18 protein-coding genes are annotated in these 18,470 nt (G+C 45.6%); 11 read left to right on the top strand and 7 right to left on the bottom strand.

Annotation, left to right across the window (positions count from 1 at the left end; translation table 11 throughout):
• The first annotated feature begins 131 nt into the window (after positions 1-131).
• Positions 132-1,373: an EAL and HDOD domain-containing protein gene (locus AC27HD_RS15210; RefSeq protein WP_032094957.1), complete on the top strand. Its 1,242-nt coding sequence runs from the start codon at positions 132-134 to the stop codon at positions 1,371-1,373.
• A gap of 63 nt (positions 1,374-1,436) precedes the next feature.
• Here the strand turns inward: AC27HD_RS15210 and ftsX are convergent, their stop codons facing one another.
• Genes ftsX through ftsY form a run of 3 tightly spaced genes read right to left on the bottom strand, consistent with a single transcriptional unit; the run spans position 1,437 to position 4,892 of the window.
• Complete coding sequence (gene ftsX / locus AC27HD_RS15205) at positions 1,437-2,417, bottom strand: permease-like cell division protein FtsX (protein ID WP_032094958.1); 981 nt, start codon at positions 2,415-2,417, stop codon at positions 1,437-1,439.
• The gene (gene ftsE, locus AC27HD_RS15200) at positions 2,414-3,121 is read right to left on the bottom strand and encodes a cell division ATP-binding protein FtsE (protein ID WP_032094959.1); all 708 of its coding nucleotides are present in this window, start codon (positions 3,119-3,121) and stop codon (positions 2,414-2,416) included. The genes ftsX and ftsE overlap by 4 nt, the downstream gene beginning before the upstream one ends.
• A 25-nt stretch (positions 3,122-3,146) precedes the next feature.
• Positions 3,147-4,892: a signal recognition particle-docking protein FtsY gene (gene ftsY, locus AC27HD_RS15195; protein ID WP_487106881.1), complete on the bottom strand. Its 1,746-nt coding sequence runs from the start codon at positions 4,890-4,892 to the stop codon at positions 3,147-3,149.
• 66 nt (positions 4,893-4,958) lie between these two features.
• On the opposite strand from ftsY, the gene rsmD reads away from it, so the two are divergent.
• Positions 4,959-5,648, top strand: a complete 690-nt coding sequence (gene rsmD, locus AC27HD_RS15190; protein ID WP_487106879.1) for a 16S rRNA (guanine(966)-N(2))-methyltransferase RsmD — start codon at positions 4,959-4,961, stop codon at positions 5,646-5,648.
• On the opposite strand, the gene AC27HD_RS15185 is transcribed toward rsmD, so the two are convergent.
• Together AC27HD_RS15185 and AC27HD_RS15180 are read right to left on the bottom strand one after the other, a co-directional pair.
• Positions 5,645-6,226 carry a YjaG family protein gene (locus tag AC27HD_RS15185; protein WP_032094961.1) on the bottom strand — a complete coding sequence of 194 codons (582 nt, stop codon included), beginning with the start codon at positions 6,224-6,226 and terminating at the stop codon, positions 5,645-5,647. The two genes, rsmD and AC27HD_RS15185, sit on opposite strands and share 4 nt — an antisense overlap.
• Positions 6,226-6,828 carry a YhgN family NAAT transporter gene (locus AC27HD_RS15180; protein WP_032094962.1) on the bottom strand — a complete coding sequence of 201 codons (603 nt, stop codon included), beginning with the start codon at positions 6,826-6,828 and terminating at the stop codon, positions 6,226-6,228. The genes AC27HD_RS15185 and AC27HD_RS15180 overlap by 1 nt, the downstream gene beginning before the upstream one ends.
• 576 nt (positions 6,829-7,404) lie before the next feature.
• Here AC27HD_RS15180 and AC27HD_RS15175 point away from each other — a divergent pair.
• Positions 7,405-7,587: a hypothetical protein gene (locus AC27HD_RS15175; RefSeq protein WP_032094963.1), complete on the top strand. Its 183-nt coding sequence runs from the start codon at positions 7,405-7,407 to the stop codon at positions 7,585-7,587.
• A 91-nt stretch (positions 7,588-7,678) separates the two neighbouring features.
• Here AC27HD_RS15175 and pepB read toward each other — a convergent pair whose 3' ends face one another.
• The gene (pepB, locus tag AC27HD_RS15170) at positions 7,679-8,962 is read right to left on the bottom strand and encodes an aminopeptidase PepB (protein ID WP_487106877.1); all 1,284 of its coding nucleotides are present in this window, start codon (positions 8,960-8,962) and stop codon (positions 7,679-7,681) included.
• 132 nt (positions 8,963-9,094) lie between these two features.
• Between pepB and sfsA the strand changes: the two genes are divergently transcribed.
• From sfsA to panC, 7 genes are all read left to right on the top strand, one after another.
• Positions 9,095-9,796 carry a DNA/RNA nuclease SfsA gene (gene sfsA / locus AC27HD_RS15165; protein WP_487106875.1) on the top strand — a complete coding sequence of 234 codons (702 nt, stop codon included), beginning with the start codon at positions 9,095-9,097 and terminating at the stop codon, positions 9,794-9,796.
• Between the two features lie 220 nt (positions 9,797-10,016).
• Positions 10,017-10,466 (top strand): RNA polymerase-binding protein DksA, encoded by a 450-nt coding sequence (gene dksA / locus AC27HD_RS15160; protein ID WP_032094966.1) that lies wholly within the window; start codon positions 10,017-10,019, stop codon positions 10,464-10,466.
• A gap of 292 nt (positions 10,467-10,758) precedes the next feature.
• Positions 10,759-11,739 (top strand): tRNA glutamyl-Q(34) synthetase GluQRS, encoded by a 981-nt coding sequence (gene gluQRS / locus AC27HD_RS15155; protein ID WP_487106873.1) that lies wholly within the window; start codon positions 10,759-10,761, stop codon positions 11,737-11,739.
• 101 nt (positions 11,740-11,840) lie between these two features.
• Positions 11,841-13,160, top strand: coding sequence for a polynucleotide adenylyltransferase PcnB (pcnB, locus tag AC27HD_RS15150; RefSeq protein WP_487106872.1), 1,320 nt, complete (start codon positions 11,841-11,843; stop codon positions 13,158-13,160).
• A complete protein-coding gene (folK, locus tag AC27HD_RS15145) occupies positions 13,153-13,650 on the top strand; it encodes a 2-amino-4-hydroxy-6-hydroxymethyldihydropteridine diphosphokinase (protein ID WP_032094968.1) in 498 nt (165 codons plus the stop codon). Before pcnB ends, folK begins: the two co-directional genes overlap by 8 nt.
• Before the next feature lie 50 nt (positions 13,651-13,700).
• Positions 13,701-14,495: a 3-methyl-2-oxobutanoate hydroxymethyltransferase gene (gene panB / locus AC27HD_RS15140; RefSeq protein ID WP_032094969.1), complete on the top strand. Its 795-nt coding sequence runs from the start codon at positions 13,701-13,703 to the stop codon at positions 14,493-14,495.
• A gap of 83 nt (positions 14,496-14,578) precedes the next feature.
• Entirely contained in the window at positions 14,579-15,427 is an 849-nt protein-coding gene (gene panC, locus AC27HD_RS15135; protein ID WP_032094970.1) for a pantoate--beta-alanine ligase, read from the top strand.
• A gap of 120 nt (positions 15,428-15,547) precedes the next feature.
• On the opposite strand, the gene panP is transcribed toward panC, so the two are convergent.
• Positions 15,548-17,185, bottom strand: a complete 1,638-nt coding sequence (gene panP / locus AC27HD_RS15130) for a pyridoxal-dependent aspartate 1-decarboxylase PanP (protein WP_032094971.1) — start codon at positions 17,183-17,185, stop codon at positions 15,548-15,550.
• A gap of 522 nt (positions 17,186-17,707) precedes the next feature.
• On the opposite strand from panP, the gene AC27HD_RS15125 reads away from it, so the two are divergent.
• Positions 17,708-18,451, top strand: a complete 744-nt coding sequence (locus tag AC27HD_RS15125) for an EAL domain-containing protein (protein ID WP_032094972.1) — start codon at positions 17,708-17,710, stop codon at positions 18,449-18,451.
• Positions 18,452-18,470 lie beyond the last annotated feature (19 nt).

The following is an 18,470-nucleotide window of genomic DNA, read 5'->3' as shown; positions in this document are numbered from 1 at the left end:
TTCTAGGTTTTAGGTTTTAGGTCGATAATCTCTTTCTAATAGACTAAAAAATAGTAAAAAACGGTTATAAGTTAGCTAAGGCAATACGCCTAGTAGCACAATATTATTTAGCGCCTTATCAGGGATCACATATGTTCGCGTTTATAGCTCGTCAGCCAATTCTAGATAAAGAAAAAAGTGTATTTGCCTACGAGCTACTTTTCAGAGATGGAAAAGGCGGCGCTTACCCAGAACACCAAGAAGAAAAGTCTAAATTTATCGCTGATAATTTTCACCCTCTCGGGCTTGACGACATTAGCGGTGAAAAAACATCGTTTATTACGTTTTCAACCGACACCCTTGTGTCGCGTTTTCCCACAAACTTAAACCCCGAGTCTGTGGTTGTTGAGCTTGCTAACCCAGCTGATACGAGCAATGGTTTATTTGAAGCGTGCCAACATATCAAGCAAATGGGATTTAAGCTTGCCATCGACGATCCAATGATGATTGGGTCTGAACATGATATTTTTCCACTTATCGATATTGTAAAAGTAGATGTATCTAAAGCCCGTTTTGAAAACGTTGAAAAACACATCCCACGCTATCGTGAAGAGAACAAAAAGCTCGTTGCCGAGCAGGTAGATACCCAAGACAGTTTCGCATCGTGTATCGACCTTGGGTTTGATTTCTTCCAGGGTTACTTTTTCTCTCAGCCAGAAGCGCGAATTCTTAAACAGCTGCCCGCTTCTAAAATGAATATTGTTGATTTGATGGCTGAAAGTGGCAAAGTGAATTTTGACATTGCCCGTACCACACAAATTATTGAGCGTGATGCTACGTTAAGCTTTTTGCTTCTTAAATTTATCAACAACCCTGCCATCAATAAACGCTATAAAATCACTTCCCTTAAACACGCACTAAATTATATGGGCGAGGTAGAGATTAAGAAGTTTATTGCATTGCTAAGCCTGACGAATATTGCCGACGACAAACCCCTTGAGATCATTCACATGTCGTTGGTGAGAGCGAAGTTCTTTGACTTATTGGCTGAGCGACGAGGCTTTAAAAACAATCCTCCTATCGCATTTTTGGTTGGGTTATTTTCACTGCTTGAAGGGCTGCTCGATCAATCGATGACCGATATCGTTAAACAGCTTCCGCTGTCTGATGATGTTAACGACGCTTTATTGGGGAAAAACAGGGAGCTGAACAACTATTCAGCCCTTGTGCGCGGCTTCGAAAGCGCAATCTGGATGACAGTGATAAAGCAGGCCAAGTTGCTCGACATCGACCAGAAACAGCTTCACGTACTGTACAATCAGGCTATCGTGTGGGGCAACGGCATTAGAAGCGCTATTTCAGCTCACTTTCCAACGGCAAGAGCCGAAGGCTAAAGTAACGCGAGCTGTGGTTTTATCTAGCTTCTATTTGAGCTCTATTGACGTTCTGCTAGCACCCTATTTGGGCTCTATTTGACGAACGTGACGCTGAACAGAAATAAGCGAACCCAGTAGACCAAGCAATACTGAAAGCCCTAGCATAGTGAGTAATGCACTGCCGGTAAGCCCAGTAATATTAAACTCTTTTTGGTACATTGCGGCAAAGGTGGTAATACTGCTGTCCATCCACCACAAAATAATAATAACGGCAAACCACGCCATCAGCCCGCCTAAAAGCCCATACCAAAAACCCGTATACAAAAAGGGACGATGAATAAAGGCGTCTGTTGCCCCCACCAGCTTCATCACCACTATTTCATCGTATTTATTGAGAATATTCAGACGAATGGTGTTGCCGATAATCAGCACAACCGCAATGAAGAGCAGCACGCCAATCAGCATCACCAAGTCGCTCGCTATCGCAATAACAGCGTAAAGCCGCTCTAGCCATTCAATGTCCAACTTGCCAATATCGACCTCTCGTTGCTGCCTTAATCTATCTAGCAGTGCACGAGCGGCACTTGGCGACGCGTTTTTATCGGTAGGAGTAACGAGTACCACATCAGGTAAGGGGTTTTTCTCCAAGTACGCAATAGCATCACCTAACCCCGATAAATGCTGAAACTCCTTGAGCGCATCATCAGCGGGAATATAAACCACACTTTCAATTTCTTGCCAGGTATTCAGCCGAGTCACTAACTGCTGAGAACGGTTAGCACTTATATTGGGTGTGAGGAATAAGGATATTTCCGATGCTTGCTCCCACCCCGCTGTAATTTTCTCTGTATTCTTAACCATGATGTACAGAGTACTTGGTAAGGTAATACTCAGCCCGAGCACACCAATGGTCATTAACGACGCGAGTGGCTGACGCCAAAGCTCACCTAAACTCGATAGTGCTTGTCTAACATGACTCACGAAGAACATGACGAAGGCTTGCAGCACTGACACTTTTGAAGAAGACGCGCCTTTCGCTCGCCCTTTAAAAAGAATACTCATCGTCGGTCACCCTCGCTGTGGCTGCCGGAGAAGTCGCTATCGGTAAGCCCATCGGTAATCATTTGCCCGTTTTTCAACGTTAGCGTGCGATAACGCATGCGTGCTATGAGTCCTAAATCATGGGTAGCGATGAGCACTGAAACACCCGCCTGGTTAAAATCTTCAAACAAACGAATAATTTCCATGGACAGTTTAGGGTCTAGATTACCGGTAGGCTCATCGGCCAGCAGTAGCGGTGGTTTGTTAACCACGGCTCTGGCGATACCTACACGCTGCTGCTCTCCGCCAGAAAGGGTAATAGGCAAACTGCGGCTTTTATCCCGTAGTCCAACCATCTCCAGCGCAGCATCGACCCGCTTGCGGATTTCTTTGTGCGTATAACCTTCTATAACGAGAGGCAAAGCAACGTTATCAGCAACGGTTTTGTCCATTAACAGCTGGTGGCTTTGAAATATCATACCGATATCGCGACGTATAAACGCAATGTCTCGTCGGGTTATTTTATTCAGATCGTGGCCGTTAATTAAAACGCGGCCCACAGTAGGACGTTCCATAATACTAATGAGTTTGAGCAAGGTACTTTTACCTGCACCTGAATGCCCAGTTAAAAAGGCCATCTCGCCAGGCGCAATGTGAAAGTTCACCTTGCTTAATGCCCGCTGACCACCGGGATAGGTTTTGCTTACCTGCTCAAACTTTATCATTTTAAAACCCTACAACCTGAATCAACTAGCTTGCTGGTGTATCTAACTCGCTAAACAGGGCGTCAATAAACTCTTCGCCATCAAACTCGCGTAGGTCGTCAATACTCTCGCCCACACCAATGTACCGTATAGGAATACCGAACTGATCTGCAACTGAAAAGATAACGCCGCCTTTTGCAGTGCCATCTAACTTCGTTAACGTTATTCCGGTTAAGCCCACCGCTTCGTTAAATAGCTTGGCTTGGCTAATCGCGTTTTGCCCTGTTCCAGCATCTAGCGTTAACATAACCTCATGGGGTGCATTAGGGTTAAGCTTTTTCATTACCCTAACCACTTTTTTGAGCTCTTCCATCAGGTTGTCTTTGTTTTGTAAGCGTCCTGCCGTATCGGCAATCAGTATGTCCGTCCCGCGAGATTTGGCCGCTTCCAATGCATCGTAAAGCACTGAAGCACTGTCTGCACCGGTGTGCTGAGCAATAACTGGAATGCTGTTGCGCTCGCCCCATACTTGAAGCTGCTCTACTGCGGCGGCGCGGAACGTATCTCCCGCTGCTAACATGACTTTTTTGCCCTGCTGCTGAAACTGCTTGGCCAGCTTTCCGATAGTGGTGGTTTTACCGACGCCGTTAACGCCAACCATAAGAATAACAAACGGCCCTTCGTCAGAATTGTGCTTTTGTAACGCGTCGCTTAGCGGTACATTCACATTCGCCAACATGCCTGACATTTGCTGCTTTAAAATATCTAGCAAGGCTTCAGCGTCTTTAAGATCTTTACGAGAAGCACTGTCGGTAAGGTGTTTGATGATTTTCTGCGTCGTATCCATACCCACATCGGCAACGAGCAACTGTGTTTCTAAGTCTTCGTAAAGCTCATCATCAATGGCTTTGCCTTTAAATAAGCTAACAATGCCACTACCAAGGTTTTCTTTGGTGCGCGATAGGCTTTCTTTTAGGCGAGCAAATAAGGATTTCTTTTCCTTGGCTTGCGGCGCATCTTTAGCTTGCGGCGTCTCTTTCACTTGAGGCTCTAATTCAGCTTCGCCAAGCTCGCTGTCAATCGTCTCTTCTTCTGCGCTAACTGGAGTATTCGCTTCAGCAGTGGCCTCAGTACTGTTAGTAGAAGAGCCGTCAGCGGTAATTTTTGCTGCAGTATCGGCCACGGCTTCAGAGGTAAGAGAATCAGAGGTTAGCGAATCAGAGGCTAGCGAATCAGAAGTTTGGGCCTCAGAAGATGAAGTATCCACAATTGAAGCGTCAGCTTTTTGCAAAGCTTTTTCTTCTGCAAGCACTTCTGCTTCAACACTGGCCGCTGAGGCATCGTCTAGCGGCGTTGCTGCTTCATCAACAGACTTTGAAGCAGACGCGCCTGCTTCATCAGATGAGAAATCTAAAGGCTGCTTTTCTTCACTTTCAACAGCGTCAACAACCGTATTGTGAATCGCTTCGTTCCCGTCAGTGACAGTAGGCGTAATTTGAGAGGCCGCCTCTTGCTGCTCTACATTTGCCGTTGTCTGGGTAGATATTGTCTCAGCAGGTTTTTCTGACGACTTATCGTCTAGCGCGGTTTCACCAACAGCCTCGACTTTTTCTGTCTCGGCTGTTTCAACCTTCGCCGCATCGACTTCGGTGCTCTCTAACGCGGAGCTCTCTACCTCTTTTTTGTCGGCAACAGGGTTCGCCGCTTCCTGTGCAGCCTGCTCTTTTGCTTGCTGCTCTTTTTGTTTCTCTGCTTTTTTGTTCTTGCTGAACCAGCCAAAGAGTTTCGACATTGTTAGGACAAATCCTTATAAATTCTGAACAAATTCGGCTACACTTGCCGTCTAATATATAAAAGCATGATACCACTGTCAGTCACTATGAAGCGAGTTTCTCACCCGTCAAGGGGCATATCTTCTACAAAAAAACGCCAGCCAGCAAAATTAGACAAAAAAAAGCGAGGGCTTATCCGCATTATTAGCGGTCAATGGCGTGGAAAACGACTTCCCGTGCTCGATGCTGAAGGGTTGAGACCCACTACTGACAGAAACAAAGAAACCTTGTTTAATTGGCTAATGGCCTACGTTGACGATGCCAAATGTTTAGATGTTTTCGCGGGTTCTGGGGGTTTAGGCTTAGAAGCCTTGTCTCGCTATGCGAGTCGGTGTGACTTTATTGAGTTAGACAGGCAGGCCAGCGAGCAATTAAGTAAAAACCTACAAACGCTTAACGTTAATGATTCTAACGTAGCTAAAGTACATCAAGGTGATGCCCTAAAAGTGGTTAAACAGTTAACCGGCACACAGTACGACATCGTGTTTATCGACCCGCCATTTTATCAAAATTTGATAGCACCCGTCGTCAGTGAAATAGTGAACGCAAACCTTGTTTGTGAAGGCAGCATGATTTACATCGAGCACGAAACCGAGCTTGAATCATTGCCACTTCCTAGTCACTGGCATGTGGTAAAAGAAAAACGAACTGGCTCATTGGTGTACATGCTTGTTGAAGTAGGCGAGACAAGCCCGCCCGTCTTAGAAGACGCCTAACTTAAATCAAGACCAATATTTGACATACCAGCCTCAAGCGCAAGGGCTCGCATATCGTCGGCCGCTTTCGCTGGCGATTTCGCTTGCTCAATATAGTCAAGCAGCTCGTTTTGCACTTCCACTTCAAACGCCATTAACGGGTGGTCTTTCACTGAGTCGTCATCGGCTTCGCCCGTGGCAAGCAAGTACGCCTCAACGCTGCCTTGAGAAAGCTTGCTAATGACTACTGCGCCCTGAGGGTCGTCGCCAGCGACGAGGTTAAGCAAAGAAGCAAGGCCTATAGCCGCATCGATAGCAGGGTAAACGCCATAGTTGTCATGAGATTCTGTATCAGGCGTAGCCACTTCCACTTTTTCAAGCTGAACCGCCATATTGAATTTACTCTTTGGCGACTTTAGGGTTTCCCATACCAAATTAAGGCAGTTTCTAAGCGCTGGTGCATCGCCAGATTCTGTAACTTCGCAAAATAAAGCGTAGTTTGGCAGCATCCGTTCAAGCAGTGCTGCCGCAAACGCAATGGCCTTGTGACCTTCTAACGCTCTTACTCGAGCGAATGTATTTAGTTTTTGCTTTGCCATTAAAGTGCTCCAGCGGCGTGGATAAAGTATTTGGTAACGCCATCAAGTAGCATCTGAATGGCAATCATAACTAGGATCATACCCATTAATCGTTCCATAGCAACTAAACCGCGTTCACCGAGTATTTTATGAAATACATTGGAAAACATAAGGATCACCGCGCTAATTGACCATGACGCCGCAAGCGCAATAGACCAATCAGTCATTCGATCGGGAGATTGATTCGCCAATAATATTAATGCGGCCAGCGTAGATGGCCCTGCAATCATTGGAATAGCAAGAGGCACAAGAAAGGGTTCTTCACCCACTGCAAGACCACTTGGATTTCCCGATGATGGAAAAATCATTTTTAATGCAATGAGAAACAAAATTATACCACCCGCAATACTAACGGTTTCTTGTTCAACATTGAGAAAATTAAGTACCGACTGACCGCTAAATAAAAATAGAAATAGGATGAATAGTGCAAACAGCAGCTCTCTTATTAAAATAAACTGGCGACGTTTAGGCTCTATCGATTTCAGAACCGACATAAACACGGGTAAATTGCCCAGCGGATCCATGATCAAAAAAAGCATAATCGCGGCGGACCAAGTATCCATTGTTGTTTATCTCCGGTAGAAAGTGTGTCAAAACACGCTGATGGCGTTGAACAATCGCTTGCGCTGCTATAAAAGCGTAATGGTAAACTAACTCCACCAGGTAAAAAACACTTAACGCATTCATATATTTAAATAAGGTCGTGTAGACCATCATTTTCTACATTTAGCCCTGCCCTCCACGTCTAAACTGCTTGGGACAGCTTTTTTGCGGCTTTCTTGATAAATTTCGTCTATATTATTCATTATTCTCGACCAACAGCACTCATTTTGAGACATCTTAAGCGTCTTATTTTGGGCAACGTATAGCCACGCTAGCTCTCTAAGTATGATGTCTAGCTATGATGTCTAGTTATGATATATGAACATGGTGGCTCAATATGACAAGTAAGCAGCGCTGTCTGGAGTGGGCGTTAGATATTCTACTCGTCTCATTGTGTGGCTGAGCTAACAAAGGTTTGAGTGCTAATAAGAAACCTGTCGCTGTTGTACTGCCAACACGAACAGGGGGAATGAGCTTTTACTATAAAAGCTACGATTGCTATTTCTATTACAAAAACAATATACGGAATTGAAACAATGAGTTTAATGACAGTGAATGAAGTTGCCGCTTTTTTAGGTGTTCAAGATGTACGTGTAGAACGTCTAGAGCGTGAGAGCCTGTTAGTTGCGAAAGAAAAGGATACCGATGGTAATCCGCTTTTCGATAGTGGCGATGTAGAACGTTATAAAAAGCTCGCTGAGCGTTTAGGCGGAATTTAATAAAGAAGGGAGCTGCATCTACACCTCCCTTTTTGGCATTTAAAACGTGTACTTCTCGCTTGTGCTTACTATCAGCACAAGCATTAACGACCTATGCTTTAAAGTCGTGAAGCATTCTTGCAATAGTGCGAATGCCTTTAGCCGTGGCACCAACTGGCATCTCAGCAGTCGCACCACCGTGATACGCTGCAGCTAAATCTAAATGGATCCAGCCCTCAGGCTTCACAAAGCGCGATAAAAACCCTGCCGCGTTCGACGCACCGCCACCACCGCCGCCTTTCATAGGACGACTGTTTGCAGTGTCAGCAAACGCCGATGGACAGCGGTCTGCGTGGAAAGGCTCTAGTGGTAATGCCCAAAAACGTTCGTTTTCTGCTTTAGCAGCATTGAGCATCTGCTCTTTTGCATTATCATCCATCGAGAATACAGCGTGATAATCTGAACCTAACGCAACCATTGCCGCTCCGGTCAGTGTTGCAGCATCAATAATTAACGGCGCGCCAGTGTCTGTAGCCGCCATTAGACCATCAGCCAGTACGAGTCGTCCTTCAGCATCGGTATTCACTACTTCTACCGTCACACCATTTTTATATGTCAGTACATCACCCAGCTTGTAAGCGTGACCACTGATAAGGTTTTCAGCGCAACACAATATCAGTTGAATACGCTTTTCAATCCCTTGTGTAATCGCTAAACCAAGTGCTCCTGTTACCGTTGCGGCACCGCCCATATCGCATTTCATATCAAGCATACCTTCACTTGATTTTATGCTGTAACCACCGCTATCAAAAGTAATGCCCTTACCGACTAATACAGCATCTATGGGTGCATCGGCGTTGCCTGTAGGGTTGTAGTCAAGCACAAGCATAGCCGGCGGACGCTCGCTTCCTCTACCCACATTATAAATGCCTACCCAACCTTCGTTTTTTAGCTCTTCGCCGACCGTCATGGTGTAATTAACGTTGTCTTTACCCAATGACTTAAGCCAATCAGCGGCGCGCTGGGCTAATGTTTCAGGGCTCAAATCTTCTGGCGTGTCATTGACAAGCTGTCGAGTGAATAATAAGGCAGCATATTCTTGCTCTAACGTCGCTTTATCGGTGTTATTTGCCCACGTTATACTCGCGGGGTTTCTAGCTCTGGTGAAACTTAAGGCAAAGGCCCACTGCTGCTCTTTGCTCCATTCACCCGCTAGCGTAACGCCTGGCAAGCTGAGAGAATCAAGCTTCCGTGCAGCTTGTTGAATAGTGCGCTCATTGGCGCTGTCATCGGGCAAGTGAATTACAGCACCTGACTCTACGAAAGAAAGCTTAGCGTTATCTCCCCACGACGCATTAGCTGATTGAGTAGAAAGACTTACGGTAAATTCTGCCATTATGTTTTAATCCTTATATACTATTGTTCGCTTTGTTGTCCGTATCTGTTGCTAAGGCGAGTGTCGAAAGCCTTAGCCAGTAATAGCTTGCAGTACGTAAAACAACATTTGTTCTCTCAATTAAGGAGAATCATGAATTTCTCATCACCGCTTATACGCGGCACACTCATTAAACGGTACAAACGTTTTCTTGCCGACGTTGAACTAGAAGACGGCCAAGTTGTAACGGCCCATTGTCCGAATACCGGTGGCATGACAGGCTGCGCAGAACCAGGTTATACCGTCTTTCTAAGTGAGTCCAACAACCCAAAACGAAAACTCAAGTACACTTGGGAAGTGGCTAAAACCTTCGATGACCACTTTATTGGTATTAATACTCACAATGCTAATAAGTTGGTGGCAGAAGCACTGAATAACAAGGTAATTGAGGAATTTTCTGATATTTCAGACTGGAAAGCAGAAGTAACACCTCCAACTGCTAACAGCCGGTTTGATTTTGCACTGACAAGAGACAATACCGTTGAATACATGGAAGTGAAATCTGTCACCCTAGCCGATAGCCACCAAGGTTACTTTCCCGACGCAGTGACGCAGCGTGGAGCGAAGCATTGTCTTGAATTAGCGCGACTAGCTGACGAGGGTATTAAAACCACTTTGCTCTTTTGCGTACAGCATACTGCAATAACCTCGGTGCGAATTGCAGAGCACATTGATCCTCGTTATGCAGAAAGCGTAACAACCGCGGCCCGTGCAGGTGTCAATATCTTAGCAATGGCCTGCGCGATTAATGAACAAAAAATCGAGGTAAATCAATCACTACCTATTATTTTGTAAAAAATAGGTTGATTTTTTTCATTTCGGCTTCATATTTGCGCCTTGTTTTGGCGGGTGAACGCACTAACGCGTTTGATGGGAGCCAAGCTGGCTAATCGTAAAAAGAGATACCAGCATAATAATTACATAGACACAATTGATTGCCTGAGGCTATCGAGTCTGATATAGATATCGGTCCAATCAGGACAAAATGGATGTCGTAGTGTAGGAGATGTGGCACATGCCAACAGGAAAAGAGACAAAATCCTTGGGACTATTAGCGCTGGCAGGTTTACAGCCTTATCAGCCGAAAGCAGACGAAGAGTACATGGGCGATCCCCAAATGGAACACTTTCGTCTTCTGCTTAGAGCATGGCGTAATCAGCTTCGCGAAGAAGTTGACCGTACTGTAACGCATATGAAGGACGAGGCAGCGAACTTTCCTGATCCCGTCGACCGTGCAGCGCAAGAAGAAGAGTTTAGCTTGGAGTTGCGTACCCGTGACCGTGAGCGCAAACTCATCAAGAAAATCGAAAAAACACTCAAGCGTATTGAAGAAGACGATTTTGGCTTCTGCGACCAGTGTGGTATTGAGATTGGTATTCGCCGTTTAGAAGCCCGTCCAACTGCCGACTTATGCATTGACTGTAAAACGATGGCTGAGATTAAAGAAAAACAGCTTCAAGGCTGATTTGTCATCATCGTCTTGTTACAGACGTTAGTGCAATCGCTTAGTTTGATGCTAGTTTTTACATTTAAGCCCATAATAACGTTAACGCTAATGTTACCACTAAAGTTAACGTATTTTTTGGCAGCATCGTTTTTCAAAAAGCCTCATCATTTATTGATGAGGCTTTTTAGCATTTCTTACTTTCCTCCAAACAGACTCGCTTCTCGGCGCGCTTGCTACCACTCTCTGATTCTTTTACCTTTGTCTTTTTATTTATCCATCGTGAAAAGCGCTTTTGTAAGGGCGTATAACAATGCCTAATACTTCAAAACAGCATTTAGAAAGCGACTTAGACCCTAATCCAAATTACACAGGCCGTTTTGCCCCTTCGCCTTCCGGTCAGCTTCACTTTGGCTCACTTGTTACCGCCCTAGCCAGTTACCTTGATGCAAAACATTGTCACGGTCGATGGCTGGTGCGAATGGAAGATATCGACGAGCCGCGCTGTATTGCAGGCACTGATACCGCTATTTTACATTGCCTTGAAGCCCACGGTTTGCAATGGGACGGTGAAGTCATGTATCAAAGTCAGCAGCATTCCCGTTACCAAGAGATGGTGAACGCACTACTACATCATCAGCAGGCGTACTACTGCAGCTGCACTCGCAAAATGATTAAGGCAATGGGCGGCACTTATAATGGCCACTGCAGAGATAAAGGTTTAACACCTTCCAACGACCAGCTTGCTATTCGGCTGAAACTGGATACTGAATTGGCACCTTTCACTGATTTGATCATGGGCGAAGTGTGTGCACCTCATCAAAAATTGGCCGGCCATAAAGTAGAAAAGCAGAGAGTAGAAGACATAACAATAAAGCGCAGAGACCAGCTGTTCTCCTATAACTTAGTGGTTGTGCTAGACGATGTTTTTCAGGGTGTGACCCATGTCATAAGAGGGTGCGATTTGATTGACGTAACGCCGCTTCATCGCTGCGTGCATAAATCGCTTGGCTATCAGCCATTGGAATATGGCCATGTACCGGTGGCCGCGATAGCGCCAGGGAGAAAGCTGAGTAAACAGAACCATGCCACTCCTATCGACAACACTACAGCATTAGAAAATATAGTTCGCGCCCTGCACTTTTTGGGCTTCGACGAGGTTAAACGTCAAGATTTCAACTCAATAGACTCACTACTGTCATTCGCTGTTTCTCTATGGAACAGGAAAAAAGTAGTGAAAACACCCGAAATTATTGTTCCTCAGCATGAATCCACTTATTATAGCGTTCCTTAATATATTGCGGAGATACCACCATCATTCATCGTGTTTTCAAATCTGTTAAGCGTGCATTCTCAAAAGAGAGCTCGTCTGACAAAGCATTACAACCCCGAGTAATGACTCGAGGTGAGCATGGTATTTCTCGCGAAGATATCAGTGCTAATGCGTTAAAAGTCATGTATCGCCTTAACGGAGCAGGCTTCGAGTCTTATTTAGTCGGGGGCTGTGTTCGCGACATTTTGATGGGTTACGAACCAAAAGATTTTGATGTGGTTACCAATGCTACACCTGATCAGATAAAAGGGCTGTTTCGGAACTGCCGCTTAATAGGCCGCCGGTTTCGCCTTGCCCATATTGTGTTCGGCAGAGAAATTATTGAAGTAGCGACCTTCCGTGGCCACCATCAAGAAACGGATGAAAGCGAAGCTGTTCCAAAAAATAAAGCCACAGGCTCACAAGACGCGCAAGGGCAGCTTGTTAGAGATAACGTGTTTGGCTCTATTGAAGAAGATGCAGAGCGCCGAGATTTCACATTTAACGCCATGTATTACAGCGTCGCTGATTTTACGGTAAAAGACTTTGCCAACGGTCTGGCTGCAATTGAAAAACGCGAAGTGGCGTTAATGGGCGACCCAGAAACTCGCTATCGCGAAGACCCTGTCCGTATGCTTCGCGCCGTTCGCTTTGCCGTTAAGCTGTCGATGCGTATTGAAACATCGACGGCTGCGCCTATTAAAAATTTGGCGAGCTTGCTTCAAAATATTCCACCTGCGCGCCTCTTTGAAGAAACGCTGAAATTGTTTTTATCCGGTAAGGGCGAAGAAACGTTTTTAATGATGCGCGAATACGGTCTTATCGACCAACTATTCCCTCAATTAGCGCCGTTTTTGAAAGACGAAAACAGCAAAGAAATGCAGTTTGTACGTCACGTTCTTGCCAATACCGATGAGAGAATTAACAACGAACAACGGGTCACCCCCGCGTTCTTGTATGCCGCATTATTATGGTACCCCGTTGAAGAGCAATCTCAACGTCTGCAGTTGGAATCTGGGTTAAATGCCCATGACGCCTTTAATATTGCCTCAAGTGAAGTCATTGCTAAGCAAACGCAGCGCATCATGATCCCTAAGCGTTTTTCCACTGTGATGCGAGACATTTGGATCTTGCAGCAGCGCCTTCCTAAACGCTTTGGTCGTCGCGCTTTTCAGTTACTTACTCATCCTAAGTTTAGAGCCGGCTATGATTTCTTACTCGCAAGAGGTCAAACCGAAGGTGGCGATTTGTTAGAGCTTGCGCAGTGGTGGACACACTTCCAGCATGCTGAAAGTGGTAAGCAAAAAGGCATGCTTAACGCCCTGAAAAGAGCTGATAGCGCAGGTAAGGGTGCGCCGCGCAAACGCAAGCGCCGTCCGGTTAAGAGAGATTCTGATGCTTAAAGAGCATGTGTATATTGGTATAGGAAGTAATTTAGGCGATAGCGAGCAGCAGGCTACAGATGCCTTTGACGCTATCGATAATCTTGAAGGTACTCGTTTACTGAAAACCTCATCGCTGTATGCCAGTAAGCCAATGGGTCCCCAAGATCAGCCCGATTACATTAATGCCGTGTGCCTGATAGAAACCACCCTTAAACCTCACAGCCTATTAAAGCAATTGCAAAGCATAGAGCTTGAATGTGGAAGAGAGCGAAAAGGCGATCGATGGGGCCCTCGCACCCTCGATTTAGACATTTTGCTTTACGGCAGTGAGCATATCGATACCGCTGACTTAATTATTCCACACTATGGAATGGCCGAAAGAGAATTTGTAATGGTGCCGCTATTTGAAATTGCCCCTACCATGGTGATGAAAGACGGAAAGCCCATTGCAAACTGGGTAGCTAACTGTTCGCTAGACGGTCTCAGACGCCTGCGCGCTTCCAATTAATAGCAAAATCCGTATAGTTCCCCTCTTGATAAAAACATCTGGACCTTGTTATGAAGAAAGTTACTGTTTCTGGCCTGCTCAAAAAGAAGCAAGCCGGTGAAAAGATTACCTCTTTAACTGCTTACGATGCCAGCTTTGCCAAAATGTTTGATGAGCAAGGCATTGATGCTCTCTTAATTGGCGATTCACTGGGCATGGTTTTACAAGGCGAAGATGACACTCTCCCAGTGACAATAGACGATATTGCCTATCACACCAAAAGCGTTCGAAAAGGCACTCAACGTGCATTCGTGATTGCCGACATGCCGTTTATGTCTTACGCCACGGCTGAGCAAACCTACGGCAATGCGGCAACGCTCATGGCCGCTGGCGCAAGCATGGTTAAGATGGAAGGCGGAAGCTGGTTGTGTGACACCATTGCGGGGCTTAACCTTCGAGGTGTGCCTGTGTGTGGTCATTTAGGCTTAACGCCGCAGTCTGTGCATGTATTCGGTGGCTTTAAAGTACAAGGTCGCGGCGATGAGCAAGCACAAAAGCTTGTTCAAGAGGCTAAAGCCCTAGAAGCCGCTGGTATACAGTTACTAGTGCTTGAATGCGTTCCCTCATCGCTCGGTAAGTTAATTAGCGAGACCCTCACCATACCTGTTATCGGTATTGGCGCTGGCAAAGACACCGACGGGCAAATTTTAGTTATGCACGATATGTTTGGCATTAGCGCTAACTACATGCCTAAGTTCTCTAAAAACTACCTCGTTGAGACTGGAGACATGCGTAAAGCCGTGGCGCAGTACATTGACGACGTTGAGCGTGGCAAATTTCCCTCTACTGAACATAGTTTCGAGTAGCACGCTAGATTGATACAGTTTTGAGAGTCACGCTCAATTTGAGAGTCAGGCTCAAATAACACAGCTTAAATAATGAGGTTTTTATGAAGGTGATTAGTGATATTGCATCGCTTCGCGAAGTAGTCAGCGATTGCAAACGCACAGGCCGTTCGGTTGGTTTTGTTCCTACTATGGGAAACCTTCACGATGGACACCTTCAATTGGTGAAACGCGCTAAATCACATAACGATATTGTTATTGTGAGTATCTTTGTTAACCCCATGCAGTTTGGCGAAAATGAAGACCTAGATGCCTATCCAAGAACCATAGAAGAGGACAAAGCCAAGCTGGTCAACGACGGCGTTGATGCGGTGTTTTTACCCAGCGTGAGCGATATGTACCCGTGCGGCCTTAAAGCACAAACCTATGTGGAAGTGCCGGGGATATCAGATGTGCTGTGTGGCGCAAGCCGCCCCGGCCATTTTCGCGGTGTAGCCACCGTGGTCAGTAAGCTATTTAACATGGTGCAGCCTGACGATGCCTTTTTCGGTGAAAAGGATTTTCAGCAGCTTCAAGTTATTCGTACTATGGTACGCGACCTTTCCATGTCGGTTAATGTGCACGGCGTACCTACCCAGCGCGAAGCATCCGGACTTGCCATGAGTTCTCGCAATGGCTATTTAAGCCATGAACAAAAGGCAACCGCTAGCTTTATCTACCAAGAAATGACACGAGCAAAAGCGCTAATTGAGCAAGGCAACACTCAATTTAGCGATATTGCCGATTCAATCGTGAGTAATCTTGAAGCTAAGGGTTTCAAAAACGATTATGTCAGCATTGTTAATGCTGATACGTTGCAACGCCCTGTCGCTGGCGATAAGCACCTTGTTATCGTGGTGGCGCTATTTATGGGAACTACTCGATTGATTGATAATTTGCAGGTTGCTTTATAAGAGCAACCGCTAGCAATTGCCCTTAAAGAGTCAGTGAGGATACATCAAAATGCGTGGCAGGCTTATGAGCCGTTAAATCATGGGTAAAGAGGCTGATAAAATTGCTGTTATCAGCACTTATTAGGCAATACTTTGCACGTCGTTGTTTTGAACAAATTCAATGAGCGATGCCCACGCTTTCGTTCCCTTCGCAATAATATGCTGCTCCGCTAAAATAGCGGCTAAATCGTTGTGGCTAGTCAATGGATTTGCCAGTACAACTCTAAAGACGGTAATGCACTGCGTAGGATAATCTGGCGCTTCAAGACGCGTTCGAGACACAAACGACTTACCCGCTTCACGCTGTTGCTTTTGAACAGCAACTACTAACGCATCAATCTTCTGATTAATGGCTTTTCGCATGGCTGAGGAGGCCGTTTTAAGCGCTTGCTGAACTTCTACTGGGCAAACCCGATAAGTAAGCAGTGATAGCGTTGGACTAGTCGTTAATTCAAAATCTTGCGCCTTATTGATCATGCCCGCAAAATCATGGGCTTTATCAATACTGCTGTCTATCAATAGCTCGTAACCCTTACGACCAAAAATATGCAGCGCCGAATAGACCATCATGGCCATACCGTTGCGAGAACCCTCAAGGGTAGTGGCGCCTAAATCTTTTGAACCAGCACGTAATATGTATTGCGCGTGATGTCTAACCGCATTGGCATCTTCAGGGTTTTTAAATAACGCCATTCCAGCGCCCATGGGCACATACATTTGTTTATGGGCGTCAATTGTCACCGAGTCTGCACGCTCAATGCCTTTTAAACGGTCGCGATAGCGAGGTGAAAATAACGTAGCCCCACCCCACGCTGCATCAACATGGAACCAACAGCCTAACTCTTTGGCAACATCGGCTAATTCATCGAGTGGGTCAACATGTCCTGTCTCGGTGGTACCGCCAACACCAACAATAGCGAGCAACTTATTGCCCTCTTCTTGATAACGCTGACCAGCGCGCAACGCTTTCTCAGGGTCGAGTGTTTGCTGAGGCGCAGGTAAAGTAATAAGCTGCTCTCGACCAATTCCCAACACATCAACAGCCTTAGACAACGAATAGTGCCCGCGCTTGCTGCACATAATGCCCATGTTGTTGATATTGTGAAAACGGTATGCCGCTGCCAACCCGGCTCTGGCAACGCCTGCAAAACCTTTTTGCGGGCCCAAAAGCTTGTTTCTTGCTACCCAGAGTGCCGTAATGTTGGCGATGGTTCCGCCAGAACAGAATGCACCGAGAGAGTGGGCTGCACTGTGGAGGTGAGCGTCGTAAAAGGCTTCAGGCTGGTCGTATACCAAGTTATGCATCATGCCTATAACTTGGCGCTCAAGAGGAGTGAATGCTTTAGAGGTCTCTATTTTAACCAAGTTCTGGTTAAGCCCCACCATAAGCTTTGAAAGCGGCAGGTGAAAATAAGGCAAAGCAGAGGTCATATGCCCAATAAACGTGGGGGAATAGGTATTAACAGAGTGCGCCACAAGCTTATCAAGTAAGCTTTCTGCGTGAGTGGAAACAAACTCCGGAGACTCTGGTACTTTAGAATCTGAAAAGTCTTTTTCTACTTCTTCCAACGAGGTCTTTTTTGTCACAACGTGTTGAGACAAAAAGTCCAAGATATTGTCTGATAAATGCTGCTCAATCTGAGCCAGCTTTGAGTCTTTGTGTTCAGGCTTGGTAAAGACCCTAAACAAGTGCTCTAAACTAACTTGCGCTTCACCCACTAAACACACCCCTCACATCAAACCTATACGTTATTGTTTCGCTTCTGACGAATTTTGCATAAAACGAAAGTCATAGGTGGTGTTATAAGATACCGACCTAACTCTTTTTATTTGAGCACTGCTGCCTGCTCTCTTTCCCGAGTACTTCACGCCGAGCGCCGAGCGCCGACTACTTTTTGTCGATAATTTCGTATCGAACACTTCGTTTCAAATACTTCGTATCGAATACACAGTTGTTTGAGCAGCGCATTCGCTTTGGTTATTCGCTTTGACCAATAGCTTTGACATAGTCTAATGGTTGCCAACCCTGAAAACTTTTACGTGACTTTCAGATCACGTCCACATTACTTTCAGGGGCACGCACTTTACATCAGATTACAATTTTCGCCAAGTGGTTACCAGCGGCATTTATGCTTATGCCATACCTATCAACGTACCACCATCCACAAAGTGGGAGCATATGTCAGATTTACTGCTATATTTTAATTATGAATAAATACGAAAAAACGGGGAAACTTGTTTATGCCAATACGTGAAATATCTGAAGATTTTTCAATCGACGACATTGTTCCGTATTTTCAGCCTATCGTAGACTTAGAAAGTCAGGGCGTATGGCGATACGAGTGTCTTGCCCGTTTAATAACCCAAAACGACAAAACGTTTTTACCTAGCGAGTTTCTCTACTTGATAGAACGGGAACAGCATGTGAAAACCTTAGCCGCCAGTATGTTCTTGCAAAGCGCCAGTTATTTCCACAATGTGAATATTCCGTGGAACATCAATATTTCTGCCAACGACTTGAATAACGACGGGCTTATCAACTCTCTCATTGCGCAACTTGCCGATTATCCCAACCCTGAAAGAGCGAGCATTGAAGTAAGTGCAGCTACAGCGCTGGCCAATCAGGCGCAGCTTCGGTCGTTTATTGATAAAGGAATGCACACAGGATTAGGAGTATTTATTGATAACGTGGGCTCTTGTCCGGGGAATATTCGGGCTTTAATGAACCTACCAGTACGAGGAATAAAAATTGCGGGCGGACTGATTAAACATTATCAGCTGCAAGACGCGGTGAAAGAATACGTCGACTATGTGCTGGCCTTGTGTGAACACCAGCACATTGCAGTTATTGCAGAGCACATTGAAAACGAACAGCTGTTAAACGATGTTAAACGCCTTCCCATTAAATATGCACAAGGCTATGTGTTTAGCCCGCCCGTTGCCGACGTGCAGCACAATATTCAAGCAAGTCTTCAGCAGCATTAGGTAGTTTGAGATTCGCGCT

Source organism: Alteromonas sp. 4NS20-0143, assembly GCF_057542855.1.
Note: the sequence above shows the minus strand (reverse complement) of the source record. Positions and strands in the feature narration are given on the sequence as shown.

What these genes read in the sequence shown, in the direction of transcription:
- AC27HD_RS15175 (WP_032094963.1), top strand. Translation starts at nt 7,405, where the DNA reads ATGAGTTTAATGACAGTGAATGAAGTTGCCGCTTTTTTAGGTGTTCAA.
- rsmD (WP_487106879.1), top strand. Translation starts at nt 4,959, where the DNA reads ATGATACCACTGTCAGTCACTATGAAGCGAGTTTCTCACCCGTCAAGG.
- ftsY (WP_487106881.1), bottom strand. Translation starts at nt 4,892, where the DNA reads ATGTCGAAACTCTTTGGCTGGTTCAGCAAGAACAAAAAAGCAGAGAAA.
- ftsE (WP_032094959.1), bottom strand. Translation starts at nt 3,121, where the DNA reads ATGATAAAGTTTGAGCAGGTAAGCAAAACCTATCCCGGTGGTCAGCGG.
- AC27HD_RS15180 (WP_032094962.1), bottom strand. Translation starts at nt 6,828, where the DNA reads ATGGATACTTGGTCCGCCGCGATTATGCTTTTTTTGATCATGGATCCG.
- gluQRS (WP_487106873.1), top strand. Translation starts at nt 10,759, where the DNA reads ATGCCTAATACTTCAAAACAGCATTTAGAAAGCGACTTAGACCCTAAT.
- pcnB (WP_487106872.1), top strand. Translation starts at nt 11,841, where the DNA reads ATGACTCGAGGTGAGCATGGTATTTCTCGCGAAGATATCAGTGCTAAT.
- panC (WP_032094970.1), top strand. Translation starts at nt 14,579, where the DNA reads ATGAAGGTGATTAGTGATATTGCATCGCTTCGCGAAGTAGTCAGCGAT.
- AC27HD_RS15125 (WP_032094972.1), top strand. Translation starts at nt 17,708, where the DNA reads ATGCCAATACGTGAAATATCTGAAGATTTTTCAATCGACGACATTGTT.
- AC27HD_RS15185 (WP_032094961.1), bottom strand. Translation starts at nt 6,226, where the DNA reads ATGGCAAAGCAAAAACTAAATACATTCGCTCGAGTAAGAGCGTTAGAA.
- pepB (WP_487106877.1), bottom strand. Translation starts at nt 8,962, where the DNA reads ATGGCAGAATTTACCGTAAGTCTTTCTACTCAATCAGCTAATGCGTCG.
- ftsX (WP_032094958.1), bottom strand. Translation starts at nt 2,417, where the DNA reads ATGAGTATTCTTTTTAAAGGGCGAGCGAAAGGCGCGTCTTCTTCAAAA.
- dksA (WP_032094966.1), top strand. Translation starts at nt 10,017, where the DNA reads ATGCCAACAGGAAAAGAGACAAAATCCTTGGGACTATTAGCGCTGGCA.
- panB (WP_032094969.1), top strand. Translation starts at nt 13,701, where the DNA reads ATGAAGAAAGTTACTGTTTCTGGCCTGCTCAAAAAGAAGCAAGCCGGT.
- AC27HD_RS15210 (WP_032094957.1), top strand. Translation starts at nt 132, where the DNA reads ATGTTCGCGTTTATAGCTCGTCAGCCAATTCTAGATAAAGAAAAAAGT.
- sfsA (WP_487106875.1), top strand. Translation starts at nt 9,095, where the DNA reads ATGAATTTCTCATCACCGCTTATACGCGGCACACTCATTAAACGGTAC.
- folK (WP_032094968.1), top strand. Translation starts at nt 13,153, where the DNA reads ATGCTTAAAGAGCATGTGTATATTGGTATAGGAAGTAATTTAGGCGAT.